General features: G+C 65.9%; 19 protein-coding genes. 11 read left to right on the top strand and 8 right to left on the bottom strand.

Going from position 1 to position 23658, the window contains the following annotated elements; all coding sequences use genetic code 11:
* The first annotated feature begins 144 nt into the window (after window positions 1-144).
* From I6F21_RS10515 to I6F21_RS10500, 4 genes are all read left to right on the top strand, one after another.
* Window positions 145-1170: a class I fructose-bisphosphate aldolase gene (locus tag I6F21_RS10515; protein WP_225183135.1), complete on the top strand. Its 1026-nt coding sequence runs from the start codon at window positions 145-147 to the stop codon at window positions 1168-1170.
* Window positions 1171-1173: 3 nt separating this feature from the next.
* Window positions 1174-1878, top strand: coding sequence for a thiamine phosphate synthase (locus I6F21_RS10510; RefSeq protein WP_225183134.1), 705 nt, complete (start codon window positions 1174-1176; stop codon window positions 1876-1878).
* Between the two features lie 8 nt (window positions 1879-1886).
* Window positions 1887-2960 carry a tetratricopeptide repeat protein gene (locus I6F21_RS10505; protein ID WP_225126373.1) on the top strand — a complete coding sequence of 358 codons (1074 nt, stop codon included), beginning with the start codon at window positions 1887-1889 and terminating at the stop codon, window positions 2958-2960.
* 85 nt (window positions 2961-3045) lie between these two features.
* Window positions 3046-3837, top strand: coding sequence for an inositol monophosphatase family protein (locus I6F21_RS10500; protein WP_225111697.1), 792 nt, complete (start codon window positions 3046-3048; stop codon window positions 3835-3837).
* Window positions 3838-3978: 141 nt separating this feature from the next.
* On the opposite strand, the gene I6F21_RS10495 is transcribed toward I6F21_RS10500, so the two are convergent.
* The 3 genes from I6F21_RS10495 to I6F21_RS10485 form a co-directional block, all read right to left on the bottom strand.
* Window positions 3979-7140, bottom strand: coding sequence for a multidrug efflux RND transporter permease subunit (locus I6F21_RS10495; protein ID WP_035998301.1), 3162 nt, complete (start codon window positions 7138-7140; stop codon window positions 3979-3981).
* 184 nt (window positions 7141-7324) lie between these two features.
* A complete protein-coding gene (locus I6F21_RS10490; RefSeq protein ID WP_035998298.1) occupies window positions 7325-8482 on the bottom strand; it encodes an efflux RND transporter periplasmic adaptor subunit in 1158 nt (385 codons plus the stop codon).
* Window positions 8483-8748: 266 nt separating this feature from the next.
* On the bottom strand, window positions 8749-9768 hold the full coding sequence (locus tag I6F21_RS10485; protein ID WP_225183133.1) for a cyclopropane-fatty-acyl-phospholipid synthase family protein: 1020 nt from the start codon (window positions 9766-9768) through the stop codon (window positions 8749-8751).
* A gap of 168 nt (window positions 9769-9936) precedes the next feature.
* Here I6F21_RS10485 and I6F21_RS10480 point away from each other — a divergent pair, with 168 nt between their 5' ends.
* From I6F21_RS10480 to I6F21_RS10470, 3 genes are all read left to right on the top strand, one after another.
* On the top strand, window positions 9937-10950 hold the full coding sequence (locus tag I6F21_RS10480) for a hypothetical protein (RefSeq protein ID WP_036021706.1): 1014 nt from the start codon (window positions 9937-9939) through the stop codon (window positions 10948-10950).
* A gap of 146 nt (window positions 10951-11096) precedes the next feature.
* Window positions 11097-12125 (top strand): peptidoglycan -binding protein, encoded by a 1029-nt coding sequence (locus tag I6F21_RS10475; RefSeq protein ID WP_036021776.1) that lies wholly within the window; start codon window positions 11097-11099, stop codon window positions 12123-12125.
* On the top strand, window positions 12125-12571 hold the full coding sequence (locus I6F21_RS10470; RefSeq protein ID WP_225153008.1) for a GNAT family N-acetyltransferase: 447 nt from the start codon (window positions 12125-12127) through the stop codon (window positions 12569-12571). The genes I6F21_RS10475 and I6F21_RS10470 overlap by 1 nt, the downstream gene beginning before the upstream one ends.
* A gap of 31 nt (window positions 12572-12602) precedes the next feature.
* Here I6F21_RS10470 and I6F21_RS10465 read toward each other — a convergent pair whose 3' ends face one another.
* A complete protein-coding gene (locus I6F21_RS10465; RefSeq protein WP_225183132.1) occupies window positions 12603-14453 on the bottom strand; it encodes an ABC transporter ATP-binding protein/permease in 1851 nt (616 codons plus the stop codon).
* 197 nt (window positions 14454-14650) lie between these two features.
* Between I6F21_RS10465 and rpmE the strand changes: the two genes are divergently transcribed.
* Entirely contained in the window at window positions 14651-14878 is a 228-nt protein-coding gene (gene rpmE / locus I6F21_RS10460; RefSeq protein ID WP_027573780.1) for a 50S ribosomal protein L31, read from the top strand.
* 204 nt (window positions 14879-15082) lie between these two features.
* Here rpmE and I6F21_RS10455 read toward each other — a convergent pair whose 3' ends face one another.
* Complete coding sequence (locus tag I6F21_RS10455) at window positions 15083-15592, bottom strand: DUF1465 family protein (RefSeq protein ID WP_035998279.1); 510 nt, start codon at window positions 15590-15592, stop codon at window positions 15083-15085.
* A 479-nt stretch (window positions 15593-16071) separates the two neighbouring features.
* On the bottom strand, window positions 16072-16263 hold the full coding sequence (locus tag I6F21_RS10450; RefSeq protein ID WP_036021698.1) for a DUF1192 domain-containing protein: 192 nt from the start codon (window positions 16261-16263) through the stop codon (window positions 16072-16074).
* A gap of 119 nt (window positions 16264-16382) precedes the next feature.
* On the opposite strand from I6F21_RS10450, the gene I6F21_RS10445 reads away from it, so the two are divergent.
* Both I6F21_RS10445 and I6F21_RS10440 read left to right on the top strand, forming a co-directional pair.
* A complete protein-coding gene (locus I6F21_RS10445; RefSeq protein ID WP_225183131.1) occupies window positions 16383-17381 on the top strand; it encodes an NAD(P)H-quinone oxidoreductase in 999 nt (332 codons plus the stop codon).
* 153 nt (window positions 17382-17534) lie between these two features.
* Window positions 17535-20411, top strand: coding sequence for an EAL domain-containing protein (locus I6F21_RS10440; protein ID WP_035998272.1), 2877 nt, complete (start codon window positions 17535-17537; stop codon window positions 20409-20411).
* A 159-nt stretch (window positions 20412-20570) separates the two neighbouring features.
* Here the strand turns inward: I6F21_RS10440 and I6F21_RS10435 are convergent, their stop codons facing one another.
* Window positions 20571-20834, bottom strand: a complete 264-nt coding sequence (locus tag I6F21_RS10435) for a hypothetical protein (RefSeq protein WP_035998268.1) — start codon at window positions 20832-20834, stop codon at window positions 20571-20573.
* A 142-nt stretch (window positions 20835-20976) separates the two neighbouring features.
* Between I6F21_RS10435 and I6F21_RS10430 the strand changes: the two genes are divergently transcribed.
* Window positions 20977-22473 (top strand): diguanylate cyclase, encoded by a 1497-nt coding sequence (locus I6F21_RS10430; RefSeq protein WP_225183130.1) that lies wholly within the window; start codon window positions 20977-20979, stop codon window positions 22471-22473.
* 112 nt (window positions 22474-22585) lie between these two features.
* Here I6F21_RS10430 and I6F21_RS10425 read toward each other — a convergent pair whose 3' ends face one another.
* A complete protein-coding gene (locus tag I6F21_RS10425) occupies window positions 22586-23461 on the bottom strand; it encodes a UTP--glucose-1-phosphate uridylyltransferase (protein ID WP_225111690.1) in 876 nt (291 codons plus the stop codon).
* Between the last annotated feature and the right edge of the window lie 197 nt (window positions 23462-23658).

Here is a 23658-nt window from a genome sequence, read left to right as displayed (position 1 = left end):
TTATGGATTCCGGGCCTGCGCCTTTCGGCGCATCCCGGAATGACAGAAAGACCCTTTACCCTGCGACGAACGATAACTCGGCAATTGCCCGAGAACGGTCTATTTTCCCGGGCAAGGGCAGAATCGTTTTGGGAGGACCTCTCGATGAATCTGACTGAGCTCAACAAGATCGCGACCGCCATGGTCGCGTCCGGCAAGGGCATCCTTGCCGCCGACGAATCCTCCGGCACCATCAAGAAGCGCTTCGACGCCATCGGCGTGGAATCGACCGAAGAGAACCGCCGCGACTATCGCGAAATGCTGTTTCGCGCCAAGGACGCCATGAGCCAGTACATCTCCGGCGTGATCCTCTATGACGAGACGATCTGGCAGAATGCCAAGGACGGCACGCCGCTGGTCAAGCTGATCGAGCAGGCCGGCGCCATTCCCGGCATCAAGGTCGACGAAGGCACGCAGGCCTTGCCGATGTGCCCCGGAGAGCTCGTCACGGTCGGGCTCGACAGGCTCGCCGAGCGGCTGAAGAAATATTACGAGCGCGGCGCACGCTTTGCCAAATGGCGCGCGGTGATCGACATCGGCAGCGGCATCCCCTCGATGACCGCGATCAGCGTCAACGCCCACGCGCTGGCGCGCTATGCCGCGCTGTGCCAGGCCGCCCAGATCGTGCCGATCGTCGAGCCGGAGGTGCTGATGGACGGCGACCACGACATCGAGCGCTGCTATGAGGTGACGCAACGCGTGCTCAACAAGACCTTCCAGGAATTGCGCGTGCAGCGCGTGGCGCTGGAAGGCATGGTGCTGAAGCCGAACATGGCGATCTCAGGCAAGAAGTGCCCGAAGCAGGCCTCCGTCGAGGAGGTCGCGGAGAAGACGATACGGCTGCTCAAGGCCTGCGTGCCGGCGGCGGTGCCCGGCATCGCCTTCCTGTCCGGCGGCCAGTCGGACGAAGAGGCAACCGCGCATCTCAACGCCATGCACAAGCTCGGTCCGCTGCCCTGGGGCCTGACCTTCTCCTACGGCCGCGCGCTGCAGGCCGCGCCGCAGAAGGCCTGGTCGGGCAAGCCTGAGAACGTCGCGGCCGGCCAGCGCGCCTTCAGCCATCGCGCGCGCATGAACGGCCTCGCCTCCAAGGGCGAATGGCAAAGCAGCCTGGAACAGAAGGCAGCCTAGACCTTGTCGAACAAACCGCCTCCGCCGCGCCCGGCGCCGCGCCTCTATCTCGCGACGCCCGTCGTCGATGATCCCGCGACGCTGGTCGCCGAGCTGCCGGGGCTGATCGCGTCCGCCGACATCGCCGCCGTGCTGCTGCGGCTGAAGGAGACCGATCAGCGCGGCATGATCTCGCGCGTCAAGGCATTCGCGCCGCCGGTGCAGAAGACGGGCGCGGCACTCCTCGTCGACGGCCATCCTGATATCGTCGCGCGCGGCGGCGCCGACGGCGCGCACCTGCCCGGGATCGCCGCGCTGAAGGAGGCCCTGCCGTCGCTCAAGCCGGATCGCATCGCCGGTGTCGGCGGGCTGACGACGCGGCACCATTCCATGGATGCGGGCGAGATGGGCGCGGATTACGTGCTGTTCGGCGAGCCCGATGCGAAGGGCCAGCGGCCGTCGTCGCAGGCGATCGCCGAGCGGCTCGACTGGTGGGCCGAGCTGTTCGAGCCGCCCTGCGTCGGCTTTGCCACCACGCTGGACGAGGCCTACGATTTCGCCGCCAGCGGCGCCGATTTCGTGCTGGTCGGCGACTTCATCTGGGCCGATCCGCGCGGGCCCAAGGCCGCCCTGATCGAGGTCGATGCCGCGATCAAGAAGGCTCATGCGACGGCACTGGCCGGCCAAGATCCTGCGAGCCAAGATCCTGCGGGCCAGGAGCACGGCTAGCGCCCGACATGAAGCTCCCGTGCATCACCATGCTCGCCACGCTGCTGCTGACAGTGCCCGCGGCCGCGCAGCTGCAGATCACCCCGCCGGCGACGACGCCGAGCGCACCGGCAGAGAAGCAGAAGCCAAAGCCGCCCGCCCCTGCCAAGAAGAAGGAGGCAGCACCGGCGCCGAAGCCTACGGCATCTCCCAAGCCGTCCGCTTCGCCCAAGCCGGCAACCGTGATCCCCGCGCCGCCGTCCGACGATCCCAACGTCGATCTGGTGTTCGGCGCCTATCAGCGCGGGCAATACAAGACCGCGTTCGAGCTCGCCACGGTGCGCGCACAAGCGGGCGATGCCAAGGCGATGACCATGCTCGGCGAGCTCTATTCCAACGCCATGGGCATAAGGCGCGACTACGTCAAGGCGGCCGAATGGTACAAGCGCGCCGCCGATGCCGGCGATCGCGAGGCGATGTTCGCGCTCGCCATGCTGCGCATCTCCGGCCGCGGCGGCCCGGTCGACAAAAGCGAGGCGGTCAGGCTGATGGCCTCCGCCGCCAAGCTCGGCGAGCCCAAGGCGGCCTATAACCTCGCCCTGCTCTATTTGGACGGCCAGACGCTGCCGCAGGACGTCCGACGTTCGGCGGAACTGCTGCGCCAAGCCGCCGATGCAGGCCTGCCCGAAGCGCAATACGCGCTCGCGACCTTCTACAAGGAAGGCACCGGTGTGCCGAAGGACCCCGAACGCGCGGTGCGGCTGCTCCAGGCCGCCGCGATCGCCGACAATGTCGATGCCGAGGTCGAATATGCCATCGCGATGTTCAACGGCACCGGCACGCCGAAGAACCAGCCGGCCGCCGTCGCCCTGCTGCGCAAGGCCTCCCGACAGGGCAGCGCGATCGCGCAGAACCGGCTGGCCTGGGTGCTGATCAACGGCGTGGGCACGCCCGTGGACAAGATCGAAGGCTTCAAATGGCACCTGGTGGCCAAGACCGCCGGCAAGGGCGACCCCGAGCTCGACAAGCAGCTCTCCGATCTGCCGGCCGATGACCGCGCCAAGGCCGAGGCCGCTGCCAGGAAGTGGCTCGGGTCCAAATGACTTGACGCGGGGCCCCTCACGGGGCACCCAATCCCTCAAACAGGCGTGTTTCCGCGCCCCTCTCCCCGATCAAGACCAGAAGCATATGCTGTATTCCGCCACTATCAACGTCATGGTCAAGGCGGCGCGCCGCGCTGGCCGCAGCCTCAAGCGCGATCTCGGCGAGATCGAGCATCTCCAGGTCTCGCTGAAGGGGCCGGCCAATTTCGTCTCGCTCGCCGACAAGCGCGCCGAGGAGATCCTCTACCAGGACCTCGCCAAGGCCCGGCCCGGCTACGGCTTCATCGGCGAGGAAGGGGGCAACCGCGAGGGCACCGACAAGAGCCACACCTGGATCGTCGATCCCTTGGACGGCACCACCAACTTCCTGCACGGCATCCCGCAATTTGCGATCTCGATCGGGCTCGCCCGCGAGGGCACCGTGATCGCGGGCGTGATCTACAATCCCGCCAATGACGAGCTCTACATCGCCGAGCGGGGCAAGGGCGCCTTCCTCAACGACCAGCGCCTGCGCGTCGCCGGCCGCCGCCAGCTGAGCGAATGCGTGGTGGCCTGCGGCCTGCCCCATATCGGCCGCGGCGACCACGAGGAATTCCGCCGCGAGATGACCGCGATCCAGGACCGCGTCGCCGGCTTGCGCCGTTTCGGCGCTGCCTCGCTCGATCTCGCCTTCGTCGCCGCCGGCCGGCTCGACGGGTATTGGGAGCGCGATTTGCAATCCTGGGACATCGCGGCCGGTATGCTGATGGTGCGCGAAGCCGGCGGCACCATCAGCGATATCGCAACGCCGGGCGACCCGCTGGTCACCGGGCACGTCGTGTGCGGGAATGAGTACGTGCACGGGGAGCTGGTGAAGATCTTGCGGAAGCCGGCTTAAGGCGGCAGCTCGCGCTCCACATTCCCCTGTCATTCCGGGCCGCGCCTCTTGGCGCGAGCCCGGAATCCATTGATCCTCGTCAATGGTGGCCCGCTGGATTCCGGGCTCGTGCTTCGCACGCCCCGGAATGACGGGGGTGCATCAGTGGCCGGTGTGCGCCCGCGCCGGTCGGCCGTGCGCTTCAGCTTCCCGCGCCGCCTTCGGCTCGCGATCACCCGCCAGCACGCGCTGCACCGAGACGAAGAACACCGGCACCATCAACAGCGCCAGGATCACCACGGCGATCATGCCGCCCATCACCACGCTGCCGAGCGCCTGCTGGCTGGCGCCGCCGGCGCCGTGGGCGATGGCCATCGGCAGCACGCCGCAGATGAAGGCAAGGCCGGTCATCAAGATGGGGCGGAAGCGCAGGCGGCAGGCTTCGATGGTGGCTTCGACCAGCGGCTTGCCTTCTTTCCGCAGATCCTTGGCGAACTCGATGATCAGGATCGCGTCCTTTGCGGCGAGGCCAATGATCGTGATCAGGCCGACGGTGAAATAGACGTCGTTGGGCAGGCCGCGCAGCATAGCGGCAGTGACCGCGCCGACGATGCCGAGCGGCACGGTGAGCAGCACCGCGAGCGGAATGGTCCAGCTCTCGTAGAGCGCGGCGAGGCACAGGAACACCACGAACACCGACAGGGCGAGCAGGAACGGCGCCTGCGAGCCCGACAGCTTCTCCTGCAGCGACTGTCCGGTCCATTCATAGCCGAAACCGCGCGGCAACCGGTCGGCGAGCCGCTCCATCTCGGCGATGGCATCGCCCGAGGTGAAGCCGGGCCTGGCCTCGCCGGAGATGCGCACCGCCGGATAATAGTTGAAGCCGGCGATCTGTGTCGGGCCGCGCGCCCATTCGATCGTGGTGAAGGACGAGAACGGCACCAGCTGGCCGCGGCTGTTCTTGACGTTGTAGTTGAGGATGTCCTCGGCCCGCATGCGGTCGCGCGCGTCCGCCTGCACCACGACGCGCTGCATGCGACCGCGGTTCGGGAAGTCGTTGATGTAGTTCGAGCCGAGATTGGTCGAGATGGTGTTGTTGATGTCCTCGAAGGTGACGCCGAACGCGCCGGCCTTCTCGCGGTCGATCATGAGATTGACCACGCCCGCCTCGGGCAGGCCTTCGATATAGACCTTCTGCAGCACCGGGCTGGCATTGGCCTCCGCGATCAGCTGGTCGGCGGCGCGCATCAATTGCTGATAGCCCTTCTGGCCGCGATCCTGGAGGCGGAACGAGAAGCCGGACGAGTTGCCGAGATTGTCGATCGGCGGCGGCTGCAGCGCCGAGATTTTTGCGTCGCGGATCGACGAGCCCAGGTCGCGGTTGACGTCGTTGACGATCGCGGCAGCGGAGTCCTTCGGCCCGCGCTCCGACCAGTCCTTCAGCGTGATGAAGGCCTGCGCGGTGTTCATGCCCTGGCCGGAGAAGCTGAAGCCGGTGAGGAAGGTGACGTTGTCGACGCCCGGCCGCGCGGCGAGATATTTTTCGACCTTCTCGATCACGGCCTCGGTGCGGGCATAGGACGAATCCGACGGCGTCTGCACGTCGGTGGTGATGAAGCCCTGGTCGTCGACGGGCAGGAAGCCGCCGGGCAGGTTGACGAAGGCCCAGGACAGGCCGACCAGCAGCGCGGCATAGACCAGCATCAGGCGGCCGGTGCGATTCAGCGAAAAGCCGACGGTGCGCGAATAGCGTTCCTTGACGCCTTCGAGCATGCGGTTGAACCAGCCGAACACGAAGTTGGTCGAATGACCGTGCCCCTTTGCCACAGGCTTCAACAGCGTCGCGCACAGCGCCGGCGTCAACGACAGCGCCAGGAAGGCGGAGAAGCCGATCGCGGCGACCATGGTGACGGAGAACTGGCGGTAGATGATGCCGACCGAGCCCGGGAAGAACGCCATCGGCACGAACACCGCCATCAGCACCAGCGTGATGCCGATGATGGCGCCGGTGATCTGCGACATGGCTTTCCGCGTCGCTTCCTTCGGCGGCAGGCCTTCCTCGGCCATGATCCGCTCGACGTTCTCGACCACCACAATGGCGTCGTCGACGAGGATGCCGACCGCGAGCACCATGCCGAACATCGAGAGCATGTTGATGGAATAGCCGGCGAGCAGCAGAGTGGAGCAGGCGCCCAGCAGCGCCACCGGGACCACGATGGTCGGAATGATGGTGTAGCGGATGTTCTGCAGGAACAAGAACATCACCACGAACACCAGCACCACAGCTTCGACCAGCGTCGTCAGCACCTTCTCGATCGAGGCCTCGACCACAGGGGTGATGTTGTAGGGGATCTCGTAGGTGATGTTGGCCGGGAAGAAGCGCGACAGCTCCTTCATCTTCGCTTCGACTGCGCTGGCGGTCGCCAGCGCATTGCCGGTTGGCGACATCAGGACCGACAGGCCCGCCGTCGGCTTGCCGTCGAGGCGCGTGTTGAACTGATAGCTGAGGCCGCCGACCTCGATCCGCGCGACATCGCGCAGGCGCACGGTCGAACCGTCGGCGTTGGCACGCAGGATGATGGCGCCGAACTCGTCGGGCGAGGAGAGCTGGCCCTTGACCAGCACCAGTGCCGAGGTGCGCTGGTTCGAGGTCGATGGCTCGGCGCCGATGCTGCCGGAAGCGACCTGCGCGTTCTGCGCGGTGATGGCCTTGTTGACGTCGTCGGCGGTCAGGCCATAGCCGACCAGCTTGGCCGGATCGACCCAGACACGAAGCGAGCGCTCGGTCGAGTACAGTGTGGCGCGGCCGACGCCGGGAATGCGGCGGATCTCGCCGAGCACGTTGCGGATCATGAAGTCGCCGAGGCCGACTTCATCCAGGCTGCCGTCAGTCGAGTTCAGCGTGATGATCTGCAGCACTGCGCTCGAGGCTTCCTCGATCAGGATGCCCTGCTGCATCACCGCGCGCGGCAGGCGCGCCTCGACGCGCTTGATGCGGTTCTGGACCTCGACCGAGGCGGCACTGGTGTCGGTGCCCGGCTGGAAATTGGCGATGATCTCGACCTGGCCGAGCGAGTCGCTGGTCGATTCGAAATTGAGGATGTTGGCGGCGCCGTTGAGCTCCTCCTCGATCAGCCGCGTGACGCTATTGTAGAGGTTTTCCGGCGAGGCGCCGGGATAGCTGGTCGAGACCGAGATCGAGGGCGGCGCGATGATCGGATATTGCGCGATCGGCAGCAGCGGCACCGCGATCGCGCCGATCAAGCAGATGAACAGCGCGACCACCCAGGCGAAGATCGGCCTGTCGATGAAGAAACTCGGCATTGGCCGTTTTATCCTCGTTGTTCGGTTAGACCCTCATGGTGAGGAGCGCGGAACGCGCGCTCCGGACGATGCCGCGCATCGCCGCGAGAACCATGAAGGCCCGGCTCTCTCCCGCGGCCATCCTTCGAGACGCCCGCTTGCAGCGGGCTCCTCAGGTTAAGGACGACACTTGCTGCGCGGAGCGTTACCGCGTGAGCTGCTGAGCGTGCCGGTTGTCTGCGGTCGCTTCCGCCTCCGACCAGGATTGCGGCTTGACCTTGTCGCCGGCCGCGAATTTCTGGAAGCCTTCGACCACGACCTTGTCGCCGGACTTCAGGCCTTCGGTGATGAACCAGAGGCCGTCCTGCACCGAGCCGGTGCGCACCGGCTGCACCGCGATGTGATTGTCGTCCTTGACGACGAACACCTCGCTGCCGCCGCCGCCATTGCGCTGGATCGCCTGCTGCGGCACCGCGATCGCATCGGAATCGAGACCCTGGTCGATGCGGACCCGGACATACATGCCCGGGAGCAGCTCGCGCTTGGGATTGGGGAACTCGCCGCGCAACGTCACCTGCCCGGTGTGGGCGTCGACCTTGGCGTCGGAGAACAGCAGCTTGCCGTCGAGCGAATAGATGGTGTTGTCGTCGAGCACGAGGCGCACCTTGGCGGCATCGGCGGCGATGCGATCGAGGTCGCCGGTCTCGAAGGCGCGGCGGAGCTGGTTGAGCTCGGTCACCGACTGGGTAAAGTCGGCATAGATCGGATCGAGCTGCTGGATGGTGGCGAGATTGGTCTCGTTCTGCACGGCGAGCGCGCCCTCGCTGACGAGGGCCGCGCCGACCACGCCGTCGATCGGCGCACGCACGGTGGCGTAGTCGAGATTAAGCCTGGCCCGCGCGAGCTCGGCCTTGCGGCCCTCGACCTCGGCATGGGCCTGGCGTTCGGCCGCAATCGCCTTCTCGTTCTCGGCTTCGGGCGCGGCGCGATCCCTGGTCAGGGTGGCGATACGATGCGCCTGCTGCTTGGCCTGCGCCAATGCCGCTTCGGCCTTCGCCAGCGCGGCCTCGTTGGCCATGACCTCGACCTCGAACGGGCGCGGATCGATGCGGTAGAGCGGATCGCCGGCCCTCACCTCGCTGCCTTGGCGGAACAGGCGCTCGACCACGATGCCGGACACGCGCGGCCGGACTTCGGAGACTCGGGTCGGGGCGATGCGGCCCGGCAGCTCGCGCACCACGGCGCGCGGCTGCGGCTTGACGATAACGATGCTGACGTCAGGGGCAGGCGGCTGGGCGGCGGACACCGCGGAACTGGATTCCTCGCAAGCACCCAGCAGCGGCGCAAGGGCCGCGAGCATCATTGCAACGCATGCCGATCGCGCTCGAATTCCAAACATGAAGTGGGATGCCCCGATTGTTGAAACTGATCATGCTCGCGCGAAGCCCGTTCTGGACCTTTTGCACGCGGCTGATGCCGCCAAAATAGAATGCATCTGCTGCGATGCAACGCATGGCGCGGGCGGCTCATTGTCACACAGCTTATCCCGTTGAAATCAGGAGGCTTTTGCGGTGTAACTTGATTGTGAATCTAAGTTCCACCGGCGCGTGCTGCGGCGGAACACCGCAATTACTCGGCGGCCTTCATCCGGTAATGGCTGACGCCCCATTCTGTTCCGTCGGCGTAACCGAACAGGCCCGAGGTCGCGAGCAGGAACCAGCGCCAGCGACGCATCCAGAGAGCGGTCTCCTCGCCGTGGACCCCGTGCAAGGAGGCTTCGATGGCCTCGCGATGGGCATCGAAATTGGCCAGCCAGTCGTTGGCGGTGCGCTGGTAGTGCGTGCCGCTCCAGCACCATTCCTTCTCGATGGCAAAGATATCGTCGAACTGCCTGACGAGGTGATGGCTCGGCATCAGCCCGCCTGTGTAGACGTATTGCGCGATCCAGTCGTCGCGATCGGCCGGGTCAGGCAGATGCGAGCCGGACCGGTGGGTGACGACGTGCATGAAGAACCGTCCCTCCGGCGCGAGCCATGACCGCACGCGCGTCATCAGCTTGCGCCAGTTGCTCATCCGCTCGAACATCTCGACCGAGACGATGCGGTCGAACTGGCCATCGGGCGCGAACACGTTCATGTCGGCCGTGACCACGCGCAGATTCAGCAGCCCGCGCCGCCGCGCCTCCTCCTCGACGGAGGCGCGCTGCGCCTGCGAGGCCGCGACCGCCGTCACCGTCGCGTGCGGAAATTGCCGTGCCATCCACAGCGACAGCGAGCCCCAGCCACAGCCAAGCTCCAGAATGGCCTGGCCGTCGGCCAGGCCGGCATGCTCGACGGTCTGGCGCAGCGCCTCCTCCTCCGCCTCCCGCAAGGTGGTCGCGTCGGTCTTGTAGAAGCAGGAGGAGAATTTGCGTTTGGGGCCGAGCAAGTCGGCGAAGAAGGCCGCGGGCACCTCGTCATGCCCCGCTGCCGCGCCCTCGGCGATCGGCCGCAGCATCATCCGCCCGGCGAAGGCGGCATCGTCGCCGACGCCCAGCCCGGACAGGCGCGTCGCCATGCGGGAGCACAGGCGCTGGATCGCGGCGCGGATCACCACGTCCGGCAGCGGCACACGCTCGGCAGTCCCGATGATCGCGGAAACGACGCTCATGCGCCCCCCGAATGGCGAACTTCTGCAGAGACCTGCTTATCAAAGCACCGCTTCCGGTCCGGGTTCCCCGAGCTGTCCCCGAAATCGGCGCATCCGGCGCTTTTTTTGGGCCGGCGCTGTGCCATAGTGCGCGCCGCAAGCAAGCTTTACGTAACGGATGATACCGGCATGCGGTCTGGCACTTCCCGATCCACCATGGACATCGAGTACACCAAACTGTCCTCGCCCAGCGTCTTCCTGGTGCGGATGCTGGTCTTCCTGGTGCTGTGCACGCTGGTGAGCGTGGTGCTCTACAAGCAGATCGTCCAGGCCTTCTTCGCCAATCCCGGGCTCAACGCCCTGATCGGGGGGGTGCTGTTCATCGGCATCATCCTGGCCTTCCGCCAGGTCATCCGGCTCTATCCCGAAGTCTCCTGGGTCAACAATTTCCGCGTCGCCGATCCCGGCCTGGCGCCGGCCCGCCACCCCAAGCTGCTGGCGCCGATGGCTGCGATCCTCGGCGGGGAGCGTTCAGGGCGGATGACCATCACCCAGACCACGATGCGGCACCTGCTCGATTCGATCGCGACCCGCCTGGACGAGGCCCGCGACATCTCCCGCTACATGACCGGCCTCTTGGTCTTCCTCGGCCTGCTCGGCACCTTCTGGGGCCTGATCGAGACGGTGGGCTCGGTGGGCAAGGTGATCGACGGGCTCAAGGTCGGGAGCGATTCCGGGGCGCTGTTCGACACGCTGAAGGAAGGCCTCGCCGCCCCGCTCGGCGGCATGGGCATCTCCTTCTCCAGCTCGCTGTTCGGCCTCGCCGGCTCGCTGATCCTCGGCTTCCTCGATCTGCAATCGAGCCAGGCGCAGAACCGCTTCTACACCGATCTCGAAGACTGGCTCGCCACCACAGTGCGCGAGTATGGCAACGGCGAGGCGCCTGTCGCGACCGGCGGCGGCGTCGCCAGCGGCGAGCTTCAGGCCGCGGTCGAACGGCTGCGGTCCGTGCTCGAGGAAGGCAGCGCCGGCCGCGGCACCACCGCGGCGATGGCGAGCCTTGCCGAAGCCATCCAGGCGCTGGTCTCGCACATGCGCACCGAGCAGCAGATGATCCGCGAATGGGCCGACGGCCAGGGCGAGCAGAACCGCGAGATCCGCCGCCTGCTGGAGCGGATCGCGCGCCAGCCCGAGAAGAGTTGAGACGGTGTTGTGCCCCGGACGCGACGCAGCATGAAATGATGCATCGCTGAGCCGGGCCCAGCGTCAGGGACAAGATGGGTCCCGGCTCTGCGCAGCAGCGTTGCACGCTGCACCGCGTCCGGGACACAAGAGTGGAGACGGATGACATGGCCCTTGCCCGCGCCCGCCGCAGCGAAGGCGGTCTCAACTACTGGCCCGGCTTCGTCGACGCGCTGTCGACGCTGGTGCTGTCGATCGTGTTCCTGCTGTCGGTATTCCTCGTGGTGCAGTTCTTCCTGTCGCAGGAGGTCACCGGCAAGGACAAGGCGCTGGAGCAGCTCAACGCCAAGATCGCCCAGCTCAACGAGCTGTTGTCGCTGGAGAAGCTCGGCAAGCTCACCCTCGACGACCAGGTCTCGTCGCTGAAAGCCGGGCTCGCCTCGGCTGAGTCCGAGCGCGACCGCATCAAGGGTCTCTATGACGGCTTGGCGGCCGCCGGCAACGATGCGCAAGGCAAGACCGCCGAGCTCGGCAAGGCATTGGACTCGGAGAAGGCGGTTTCGGCGCGGGCGCTGGCGCAGATCGAGGTGCTGAACCAGCAGATCAGCGCGCTGCGCCGGCAATTGGCGGCGCTGGAGGAGGCGCTCGATGCCTCCGAGAAGCGCGACAAGGAATCGCAGAACCGCATCGCCGACCTGGGCTCTCGCCTCAACGTCGCCCTGGCGCAGCGCGTGCAGGAATTGTCGCGCTACCGCTCGGAATTCTTCGGCCGCCTGCGCGCCATCCTCGGCAACCGCCCCGACATCCGCATCGTCGGCGACCGCTTCGTGTTTCAGTCCGAAGTGTTCTTCGACACGGGACAAGCGGTCCTGCTGCCCGAGGGCCGCGCCGAGCTCGACACCTTGGCAGCGGCGCTGATCGAGCTCGACAAGAAGATCCCGAGCGACATCCCCTGGGTGCTGCGCGTCGACGGCCATACCGACGTGCGGCCGGTGAGCGGCGCGAACTTCAGGTCGAACTGGGACCTGTCCGCGGCGCGCTCGATCTCAGTGGTGCAATATCTGGTCTCGCTCGGCGTGCCCGCCCAGCGCCTCGTCGCGGCCGGCTTCGGCGAATTCCAGCCGCTCGATACCGGCAACACCGAGGAGGCCTACAAGCGCAATCGCCGCATCGAGCTGAAGCTGACGGAGCGGTAGTGAGCGCGCTCCACCTCCGCCTTTACCGACCCGAAGACGAAGCCGTCGCGATCGATCTCTGGCATCGCACCTGGCAGCAGGCCTATCCGCAGATCGACTTCGCGGCACGGCTCGAATGGTGGCGCGAGCGCTGGCTGAGGGATCTGGTGCCGAAGGCCCAGATCGTGGTGGCGGAGCAGGACGGCGCGCTGGTCGGTTTCGTCACCGTCGACGGCGAAGGCTATCTCGACCAGCTCGTCGTCGATCCCGCGCATTGGGGCTCCGACGCGGCAAGGCTGCTGGTGGACGAGGCCAAGCGGCTGTCGCCCTCGGGCGTCACGCTGCTCGTCAACAAGGACAATGCCCGCGCGATCCGCTTCTACGAGCGTAGCGGCTTCGCCCATGCGGGCGACGACGTGAACCCGACCTCGGGGCGGCCGGTGTTGAAGATGGTGTGGAAGGCGTGAGGTCCCCGGTACTTTCCGCCGTGTGAGGCGTCTACGCGCCCTCGAACTGCAGCCGCGCCAGCCGCGCATAGAGCCCGTTCGCCGCGACGAGCTCGGCATGCGTGCCCTGCTCGACGATCCGGCCCTGGTCCATCACCAGGATGCGGTCGCAGGAGAGCACGGTGGCGAGGCGGTGGGCGATGACGAGCGTGGTGCGGTGGCGCATCAGCTCTTCCAGCGCGGTCTGCACCAGCGTCTCGCTTTCGGCGTCGAGCGCGGAGGTGGCTTCGTCCAGCAGCAACAGCGGCGCGTCGCGCAGGATGGCGCGTGCGATCGCAATGCGCTGGCGCTGGCCGCCGGAGAGCGTCACGCCGTGCTCGCCGAGCGCAGTCTCGAAACCTTCAGGCAGGCGGCGGATGAATTCGGCGGCATGGGCGAGCTCGGCGGCGCGCTCGACCTCGGCATCGGTCGCATCGGGCCGGCCGAAGCGGATGTTCTCGCGGGCGCTCGCGGCGAACACCACGGAGTCCTGCGGCACCAGTGCGATGCGCGCGCGGAAATCGCCGGGGTCGGCGGACCTGACCGGCACGCCGTCGAGCGAGATCGTCCCGCTGCGCGGATCGTAGAAGCGCAGCAGCAGATGAAAGATGGTGCTCTTGCCGGCCCCGGAGGGACCGACGATCGCGACCTTCTCGCCGGGGCGCACGGTGAACGACACGGCGTCGAGCACCTTGACGTCGGACCGCGCCGGATAGGCGAAGCTGACCCGATCGAAGCCGACCTCGCCGCGCGCCGGCACCGGCAGCGCAAGCGGCGTCGCAGGCGCGGTGATCTCGGGCTTGACGTGGAGGATCTCGAACAGGCGCTCGGCCGCGCCCGACGCCGCCGAGACCTCGCCCCAGACCTCGCTGAGCTGGCCGAGGCCCGCTGCGGCGAACACGGCGTAGAGAACGAACTGGCCGAGCCGGCCCGGCGTGATCGCGCCGGTGAGCACGTCATGCGAGCCGATCCAGAGGATGGCGACCACGCTTGCGAACACGATGAAGATGATGATCGCCGTGAGCACGGCGCGGGCCTGGGTCGAGGTGCGCGCGGCTTCATAGGCCTGCTCGACCTCGCCGCCGAAACGCTTCTCGGCAAATTGCTCGCTGGTATAGGCCTGCACGGTGCGGATCGCACCGACCAATTCGCCGGCATAGGCGGAGGCGTCGGCGAGCGTGTCCTGCGCATTGCGCGACAGGCGCCGCACCCAGCGCCCGAACGCCACCAGCGGCAGCACGATCAAAGGGATGGCCAGCAGCACGAAGCCCGACAGCTTCGGGCTCGTGATCACCATCATCGCCGTCGCGCCGAGGAACATCATCAGGTTGCGCAGCGCGATCGAGACGGAGGCACCGACCGCCGATTTCAGCTGGGTGGTGTCGGCAGTGAGGCGCGAGATCAATTCGCCGCTGCGGGCGGAATCGAAGAAGGCGGGAGAGAGCGACAGCAGATGGGCGAAGACGTCGCGCCGGAGATCGGCGACGATGCGTTCGCCGATGCTCATCACGAGGTAGTAGCGCGCGGCACTGGCGATCGCGAGCACGGCGACGACCGCGAGCATCACCGAGAAGTAGCTGTTGATCAGCTCGATGCCCTCGGGCGTCAGGCCGAAATCGATCATCCGGCGCACCGCGACCGGCACCAGCAGCGTGGTCAGCGCGGCGATCGTGAGCGCGACGAAGGCCAGCGCCGCGCGACCGCGATAGCGGATCACATACGGCGCGAGCGCGAGCAGCGGCCGCAGCTTGGCGCGGCCCTTGGCCGGCGCTTCGATCAGCTCGGCCTCGATCGAGGGAGTGTCTGCGGCGTTCATTGCGGGCCGTTCGACATCGTGGTCATCCAGCCGTTCCACTGCGCTCATGAGATCCGACCCGTTGCATTGATCTGCTCCCAATAGGCCGGTGCATGAGTAGTGGCAAATCCGGGAAGTCCCTTAGGGGCAAACCCGGTCCAGCGCGCCGGCATGGCTTGTTTTGCGGGGTTTCGTGAGGTATAGAGCCGCCCAAATCCGTCATTCGCGAGCCACCCAAGAAGGCGCCGGAGCGCCGAGGAATTGCCATGAAAGCCGAAATTCATCCGAATTATCATACGATTAAGGTCGTCATGACCGACGGAACCGAGTACCTGACCCGCTCCACCTGGGGCAAGGAAGGCGACACGCTGAACCTCGACATCGATCCGAAGTCGCACCCGGCCTGGACCGGCGGCTCAGCCCAGATCATGGACCGCGGCGGCCGCGTCTCGCGCTTCCAGAAGAAGTTTTCGGGCTTTCTCAAGAAGGATTGAGCCGGCCACAAGGCTGGAGATGAAAACGCCCCCGGGAGACCGGGGGCGTTTTTGTTTTGGGGCTGTCATTCCGGGGCGCGACGAAGTCGCGAGCTACGATGCGCAATTGCGCACTGAGAGTCTATAACCACGATCGCGAGTATGGATTCCGGGCCCGCGCCAAGAGGCGCGTCCCGGAATGACGATTGGAATTGTTGATAGACCCTACCGCTCGAACGCGGCCTTCAGCGCGTTGAGGTGCGGCACCAGCGGGTTGCCGATCGTGGCCTGCTCGGCCGGCGGGGTGTGGATCGTGCTGTCGAGGCGGCGGACGCGGGTCTGCAGACTCATCGAGCGATGGATCAGGTCCTGAAGCTGCGCGGGCAGCTTCTCGATGGTGTCGGCGGGACCGGGATCGGCGGCGGTAAGCTTGACCTTGGTCTTCTCGCGATTGGCCTGGCTTAGCGTCATCTCGCCTTCCTTGACCGCGCGGTGCAGCAGCAGCCAGGAGGCGAGCTGCATCAGGCGCGTCGTGAGGCGCATGCTCTCGGTCGCATAGGTGAGGCTGACGGCGCGGTCGAGCGCCTTGGCCTCAACGCGGCCGGCGCCGTCGAGATAGGCGGCGGTCTCCTCGACGAGGTCCATGCCCTCACGGAACAAATTGCCGAACGCTGCAGAATTGGTGAATCGCTCACTGAGCTGAACGAGCGCGCCGTCGGCCTGCAAACGTTCCATGGTTAACGCCTCTTACGCAACTGTTTGACTGCCCGGCTTTGCCGCCGGCTTATGATGAACAAATCATTGCGCGGGCGGGACGCGGAGTCCAGTGACAAGCGCGGATATGGTTTCCGCGGGTCAATCCTTTCGTATGCTACCGGGATGAGAGGTGCAAACCGGGCAGTGAACGCAAAAAAAGAGCCGCCGGAGACCGGCGGCTTTGAAAGTTGATAACAGGGAGGCGTCAAACAGAGTGGACAGGAGCCACTCGGTGTCCAAACGAGGACAGTTCCAGTCATAAACCCGAAAGCTTAATCTGAAGTAAACGAGCTAATTTTTTCAGAGTTCATTAGTCATGTGAGCCAGTGGCCGAGTATGCTGCGGGAACAGACGCCTCAGTCGTCATTCCGGGGCGCGACGAAGTCGCGAGCCCGGAATGACGAGGCGGGGAAAGTTCGGCCCACGCGTCCGGGACGACAGTCGCTGTGTGGCGACCACTAAGACTTGAAAATACTGTTCGCCGCATCGCGCGAGGCGCGCTTTTTGGTGGCGGCTTCTTCCAGTCTTGCGATCTCGGTCTTGAGCAGCGCCACGCGCTCGGTCAGTTCCTCCACTGACAAAAGTGAGAGGTCCTGCCCAATTTCATGACTGATCTTCTTGCGTGGGCGATCGTCGTCTTCGATCGGCATCGTCGTTGCTCCTCTCCGTCCGCGGGTCGGACCACATGGCCTAAGGCGGTTGCCAGCCTGCACCGCGCTGGCTAAGCAAGGGCCTCGTTTCCTCCCGCACTTTTGCTCAAGGACACATCATGGACAAGCTGCCCGCGCAAATGACCGTGGTCGCCATCTCCAAGCCCGGCGGGCCGGAGGTGCTGGTGCCGGAGCAACGCAGTGTTCCGCAGCCCGGTCCCGACGAGATCCTGGTCAAGGTCGAAGCTGCCGGCGTCAACCGGCCCGACGTGGCGCAGCGCTCCGGCGCCTATCCGCCGCCGCCCGGCGCCAGCGACCTGCCCGGCCTCGAGATATCAGGCGAAGTCGTCGCGGTCGGCAGCAACGCCAAGCGGCACAAGGTCGGCGACAAGGTGATGTCGCTGGTCGCCGGCGGCGGCTATGCGCAGTACTGCATCGCCCAAGACGCCCAGGCGATGAGTGTGCCGCCGGCGCTGTCGATGAAGGAAGCCGGCGCGCTGCCGGAAACCCTGATGACGGTCTGGCACAATGTGTTCGAACGCGGCGGCCTCAAGGCCGGCGAGACGCTGCTGATCCATGGCGGCTCGTCCGGCATCGGCACTATGGCCATTCAGCTTGCCAAAGCCTTCGGTGCGAAAGTGTTCGTCACCGTGGGATCGCAGGACAAGATCGACGCCTGCCTCAAACTGGGGGCCGACCGCGCCATCAACTACAAGACCGAAGACTTCGTCGCCGTGGTGAAGGCGGAGACCAACAACGTTGGCGTCAACCTGATCCTCGACATGGTCGCCGGAGAATATGTCGATCGCAATTATGATGCCGCTGCGATCGACGGCCGCATCGTCCAGATCGCGACCCTCAACGGCCCCAAGGTCAGCGTCAACATCGCCAAGGTTATGGTCAAGCGCCTGACCCATACCGGCTCGACCTTGCGCCCCCGTAGTAATGCGGACAAGGCGGCGATGGTGGCCGCGATCGAGCAGAAAGTGATGCCGCTTTTGCGCGAAGGCCGCGTCAAGCCGGTGATGGACAGCACTTTCCCGCTGGAAAAGGCGGCAGACGCCCACCGGCGCATGGAAACGAGCGCACATATTGGCAAAATTGTGTTGGAGGCCTAGGCCGCTGGCCCACAGGGCAAGCCGGAAACCCTTTGATTTTCCTCGCTTTCGTGGCATCTATCGCGACGCACCGAACCGCATCGGTCCGGTCTGAAATCGCCTTTTAGATTTGACTTGCACTGACGAGTTTGCGTCGAACGCGGAGAACTGACCTTGCGTCTGATCAGGTGCCTCGCGCCCATCGCGCTGGGCCTCATGATTCTTGTCGCCGCGTATCCTGCGCGCGCGCTCGACGCCGTCAGCGTCCGTAGCGACGCGCCCGCGATCGACCTCACCGGCGTGCTCGAGCATCAGCGCAGCGATGCCGATCGTATCCAGGTCTCCACCGCACCCGGCACCGACGGCATCGTCCGCCGCATCGAGGTGCGCGCCCGCGAGGGCGGACAGAACTGGGTGGTGTTCGCGCTCGCCAACAACACCGACGACCAGCTCGATCGCCTGATCGTCGCTCCGCACTATCGCATCGTCTCCTCGGGATTGCTGTGGCCCGACCTCGGCCTGTCGCGCATCGCGACCATCACGCCCTCGATCGGCGACCGCCCGGAACGGCAGGAAAGCGCCACCGCGGACGTGTTCCGCATCACGCTCGACCCCGGCGCCGTCGTCACCTTCGTTGCGGAGCTGCGCACCGACAAGCTGCCGCAGCTCTACCTGTGGGAGCCGGAAGCCTACAAGGACAAGGTCAACTCCTTCACGCTGTACCAGGGCATCGTGATCGGCATCTCCGGCTTGCTTGCCTTGGTGCTGACCATCCTGTTCGTGGTGAAGGGCAGCATCATGTTCCCGGCCGCGGCGGCGCTGGCCTGGGCGGTGCTGGTCTATATCGGCGTCGACTTCGGCTTCTGGGGCAAGGTGCTCGACATGTCGAACAACGCCGAGCGCATCTGGCGCGCGGCGGGCGAAGCGATCCTGGCGGCGACACTCCTGGTGTTCCTGTTCGCCTATCTCAATCTCAGCCGCTGGCACGTGCGCTATTCGCACATCACGGTCGGCTGGCTCGCGTTCCTCGGCTCGCTGGTGGCGCTCGCGCTGTTCGACCCGGCGGTGGCCTCCGGCATCGCCCGCATCTCGCTGGTGCTGATCGCCTTCGCCGGCTTCGCGCTGATCGTCTATCTCTCCACCCACGGCTTCGACCGCGCCGTGCTCTTGATCCCGACCTGGTTCCTCCTCGTGGTCTGGGTGGTCGCGGCCGGCATGACGGTGGCGGGCTCGGTCACCAACGACATCGTCGGCCCGGCCCTGCTCGGCGGCCTCGTGCTGATCGTGATGCTGATCGGCTTTACGGTGATGCAGCACGCCTTTGCCGGCGGCGGCGCCAGCACGGGCGTCGTCTCCGACATCGAGCGGCGCGCCTTGGCGCTGGCCGGCTCCGGCGACCTGATCTGGGACTGGGACGTCTCCGCCGACAAGGTGTTCACCAGTCCCGAGACCGAAGCCCTGCTCGGGCTGAAGCGCGGGACGCTGGAAGGCCCGGCCGCCTCCTGGTTAGAAGTACTGCATCCGCTCGACCAGGACCGTTTCCGCGCCGCGCTCGACAGCGTGCTCGACCAGCGCCGCGGCCGCCTGGTGCAGGATTTCCGTCTGCGCACGCCGGACGGCCACTTCATGTGGTTCGCGCTCAAGGCGCGCCCGGTGGTCGGCTCGGACGGCGAGGTCTCGCGCGTGGTCGGCACGCTCACTGACGTCACCGAGCTGCGCAACGCCGAGGAGCGCCTGCTGCACGATTCCGTGCATGACAATCTCACCGGCCTGCCCAACCGAAAACTGTTCATGGACCGGCTGGGCGCGGTCGCGCATTTCGCCAAGACCATGCCGACGCTGCGGCCGACGCTGATGGTGATCGACCTCGACCGCTTCAAGCAGGTCAACGATTCCGTCGGCATCGCGGTCGGCGATTCCATCCTGCTCACGCTGGCGCGCCGCCTCACCCGCATCCTGAAGCCGCAGGACACGCTGGCGCGGATGGCCGGCGACCAATTCGGCCTGATCCTGCTGTCGGAGCAGGACCCGGCCCGCATCACCGCTTTCGCCGAGACCATCCGCAAGACCATCCGCGCGCCGATCGCCTTCAACGACCGCGAGATCTTCCTCACCGCGTCGATCGGCCTCGCGCTGTCCGATCCGCAAACCCAGCTCACGGACGAGATCATCAAGGACGCCGAGCTGGCGATGTATCACTCCAAGCGGATCGGCGGCGACCGCATCGACGTCTACAAGCCGGCGATGCGGGCGCGTAAGACCGACCGCCTGACGCTGGAGAGCGAGTTGCGCCGCGCCATCGAGCGCCAAGAGATCACGATCCTGTACCAGCCGATCGTGCGGCTGGAGGATCGCTCCATCGCCGGTTTCGAGGCCCTGGCGCGCTGGGACCACCCGAAGCTCGGACGCATGGCGCCCTCCGAGTTCATCACCATCGCCGAGGAGACCGGGTTGATCGTCGACCTCGGCATGTTCGTGCTCGACCAGACCGCCAAGCAGCTTTCGGTGTGGCAGCGGGCGATGCGCTCGCGCGAGCCGATCTTCGCTTCCGTCAACGTCTCCTCGCGGCAGCTGCTGCGCCACGATTTGATTCACGATGTCCGTACCGTGCTGTCGCGCTCCTCGGTGGCGCGCGGCACGCTCAAGCTCGAGCTGACGGAATCGCTGGTGATGGAGAATCCGGAGCACGCAGCCCAGATGTTGACCCGGATCCGCGAGCTCGGCACCGGGCTGTCGCTCGACGATTTCGGCACAGGCCACTCCTCGCTGGCCTATCTGCAGCGCTTCCCGTTCGACACTATCAAGATCGACCAGTCGTTCGTACGCACCACCAGCCGCGGCACCCGCCCCGTGATCCTGAAGTCGATCATCGCGCTCGCGCATGACCTCGGCATGGACGTCGTCGCCGAAGGCGCCGAGACCGATTCGGACGCCGTCGAGCTCTACCAGATGGGCTGCGAATACGCGCAAGGTTTTGCCTTCGGCGAGCCGATGGACGCGGACGCGGCGATGCGTCTGCTCACGGAAGTGCGGCTGGAAGCTGCGAGTTGATCTTCCCCTCTCCCCTTGCGGGAGAGGGTCCGCTCGCAAGCGAGCGGGGGTGAGGGGTATCTCTCCCCACGTCCAAATCCATCTGAATGCGCGGAGACATACCCCTCATCCGGCGCTTCGCGCCACCTTCTCCCGCAAGGGGAGAAGGGAAGTCACGCACTAGCGCCGCCGCTCACCCTTCTGCTTCCTGAACCGGACGCTCTGGCCGTCCGGCATGCGTGTCGCCACGAAGCCGGCGGCGAGGCAGGCTTCGCGTTGCGGCATCTGGATGTCGGGGCTGCGAAGGCTGTCCCACCATGAGGCACGCTGGGCCGCGCGCGGCAGCGCCGCGCCGATGATCTCCTCGATCTGCTCAAAGCTCAGCACGAGCTCCTCCTGCTTCTGCCGCAGCAGATAATCGCGCAACGCGTCGTAGTCGTTCACACTCGTCCTCTCGTCCGGGGCGAAGTCAGGCTGCCCAAACCGTCAGCCGCATCAACCGATTCTTAACTCATCGCAGCAGCGCCGTCGCGGCTTAAACACTACGCAAGCTTTCGGGCGCATCCACTATGGACAGGAGCGAACAATGTTCTCTGGATGGCGCGACGTTGCGGCCCGCCGGCCGTGGCGGATTTCGGCGAAGCTGCTGATCATCTCGTCCGTGGTGACGGTGATCGGCTTTTCCGCCATTTGCGTCAACGTCATGCTCGACATGCGCCGCGGCGAGGAGGCACTCGCCCGCCAGACGCTGGAGAACCTCGCGACCACGATCGAGTCCGACGTCAGCCGCAACGTCGAGATCTACGATTTGTCGCTGAAGGCGGTGGCCAGCAACATGCTGCTGCCCGAGTTGGCGACGGTCTCAAAGACGATCCGTCACCTGATCCTGTTCGACCACGCGACCACCGCCAAGCATTTCGGCGCCATCCAGGTGTTCGACGCCGAGGGCCGGCTGACCATCGATGCCTCCACGCTCGATCCCCTGCCCGAGGACCGCAGCGAGGAGGACTACTTCAAGGTCCACCGGGATAATCCCGGCACGGAGCTGTTCATCAGCCGTCCCATGCTGTTTCGCGGCGCCTACTCGATCGTGCTGAGCCGGCGCATCAGTGACGCTGACGGCGGCTTCATGGGCGTGGTCGCCGGCTCGATCCACTTCAGCTATTTCCACGAGCTGTTCGATCGGCTCAACCTCGACCCTGAGGACACCATCACCGTGCTCAAGCGCGACCGCACCATCATCATGCGGCGACCGTTCGATCTCGACATCATCGGCACGAACCTGAACGACCGTCAGAACTGGAAGGCCGACAATCTCAGGGTCGGCGCCGCCTATTCGGGACAGGGCCCGGTCGATGCGACGCCGCGGCTCTATGTCCGCAGCAAGAACAATGGTCCGCTGTTCGTGGTCGCCGGCAAGCCTTTGGCCGCGGTGTTCGCGCTCTGGCAAAGGGAGGCGCTCCGCATCGGCACCGTGGTGCTGGCGCTCATCCTGTTCGTGCTGGGATCGACCCTCGTGCTCGCGCGCGAGATCGGCCGGCGCGCCGAGGCCGAGCGCAAGCTCGAGGAGTTGGCGACGACCGACGCGCTCACGGGCTTGAAAAACCGCCGCAAATTCGATTCCGTCATCGACGTCGAATGGCGGCGCGCCATGCGCCAGAAGGCGCCGATCGCGCTGCTCATGATCGATACCGATCACTTCAAGGCTTACAACGACACGTTCGGCCATCAGGCCGGCGACCAGGTGCTGGTCGGCATCGCCATCTGCATTTCCGATTCGGTGAGCCGCGCCGGCGATTGCGCGGCGCGCTACGGCGGCGAGGAATTCGCCGTGCTGCTGCCGAACACCTCGGCCACTGAGGCCCACAAGGTGGCGGAGATGATCCGCCTCAAGGTGCAGGGCTGGTCCGACGATCAGGCGATGTCGACGGTGTCCTGCGGCATCGCGAGCCTCGTCCCCGCCGCCGGCATGGACTGGCCGCTACTGGTTGCCGCCGCCGACAAGGCGCTCTACGCCGCCAAAGCCGGCGGGCGCAACCAGTCGGTGGTGGCGAGCCTGCCGCAGCTGTCGCTGGTGGCGTGAGGCGGTCTCTCGCTCTCGTCATTGCGAGGAGCTCTTGCGACGAAGCAATCCAGACTTCCTCAGCGGAAGGATTCTGGATTGCTTCGCTTCGCTCGCAATGACGAGCGGCTCGCTACTGCCCAAGATACTTCTTCATCTCCGCGACCAGGCCGTCGCGCAATTCCGGGCGCTTCAAGCCATAGGCGATGTTGGCGCGCAGGAAGCCGGGCTTGGAGCCGCAATCATGGCGCTCGCCCTCGAACTCGACGCCGTAGAATTTCTGCGTCTTGGCAAGCCCGATCATGGCGTCGGTGAGCTGGATCTCGCCGCCGGCGCCGCGCTCCTGGGTCTCCAGGATCTTGAAGATCTCCGGCTGCAGGATGTAGCGGCCGGTGATCGAAAGGTTGGAGGGCGCGGTGCCCTTGGCCGGCTTCTCGACCATGCCGTCGACCTCGAACATCTTGCCGTTGCGCTTGCCGACGCCGCAGATGCCGTATTGATGGGTCAGGTGATCGGGCACCGCCTCGACCGCGATCAGATTGGATTTCTCGCCGAGCGAGGACGCCATTTCGATCATCTGCTTCAGGCAGCCGGGCGTGTTGAGCACGAGCTCGTCCGGCAGCACCACGGCGAACGGCTCGTTGCCGACGATGTCGCGCGCGCACCAGACCGCGTGGCCGAGGCCGAGCGGCGCCTGCTGGCGGGTGAAGCTGACCGCGCCGGCCTCGGGCTGGTTCTGCGCCAGGATGTCCTGCTCCGCTTTCTTGCCGCGCGCGGCCAGCGTCGCGTCGAGCTCGAACATCCGGTCGAAGTGATCCTCGATGACAGCCTTGTTGCGGCCGGTGACGAAGACGAAGTGCTCGATGCCGGCTTCCTTCGCCTCGTCATAGACGTATTGGATCAGCGGCTTGTCGACGATGGTCAGCATTTCCTTCGGCATCGCCTTGGTGGCAGGCAGGACGCGGGTGCCGAGGCCGGCGACGGGGAATACGGCTTTGCGAATCTTCATGGGATCGATCGAATACCTTGGGGGCACATGGGACGGGAGCAATGGCATCCTTGCTAGCCTGTTTGCAGCCGCCAACAAAGGCGGATGTGGGGCCTCGCCCCGACGGAGTTAAGAAAAAGGCCGCCACCAAAATTTCACCTTTGTTAAGCTATTGGCAACGCTAACCAGGCCTCCTGTGGCGGGTTTTTCAGGCCGAC

Source organism: Bradyrhizobium sp. NBAIM03 (genome assembly GCF_020194055.1).
Taxonomy (GTDB): Bacteria; Pseudomonadota; Alphaproteobacteria; order Rhizobiales; family Xanthobacteraceae; genus Bradyrhizobium; species Bradyrhizobium yuanmingense.
This window is presented reverse-complemented; position numbering and strand designations above follow the sequence as displayed.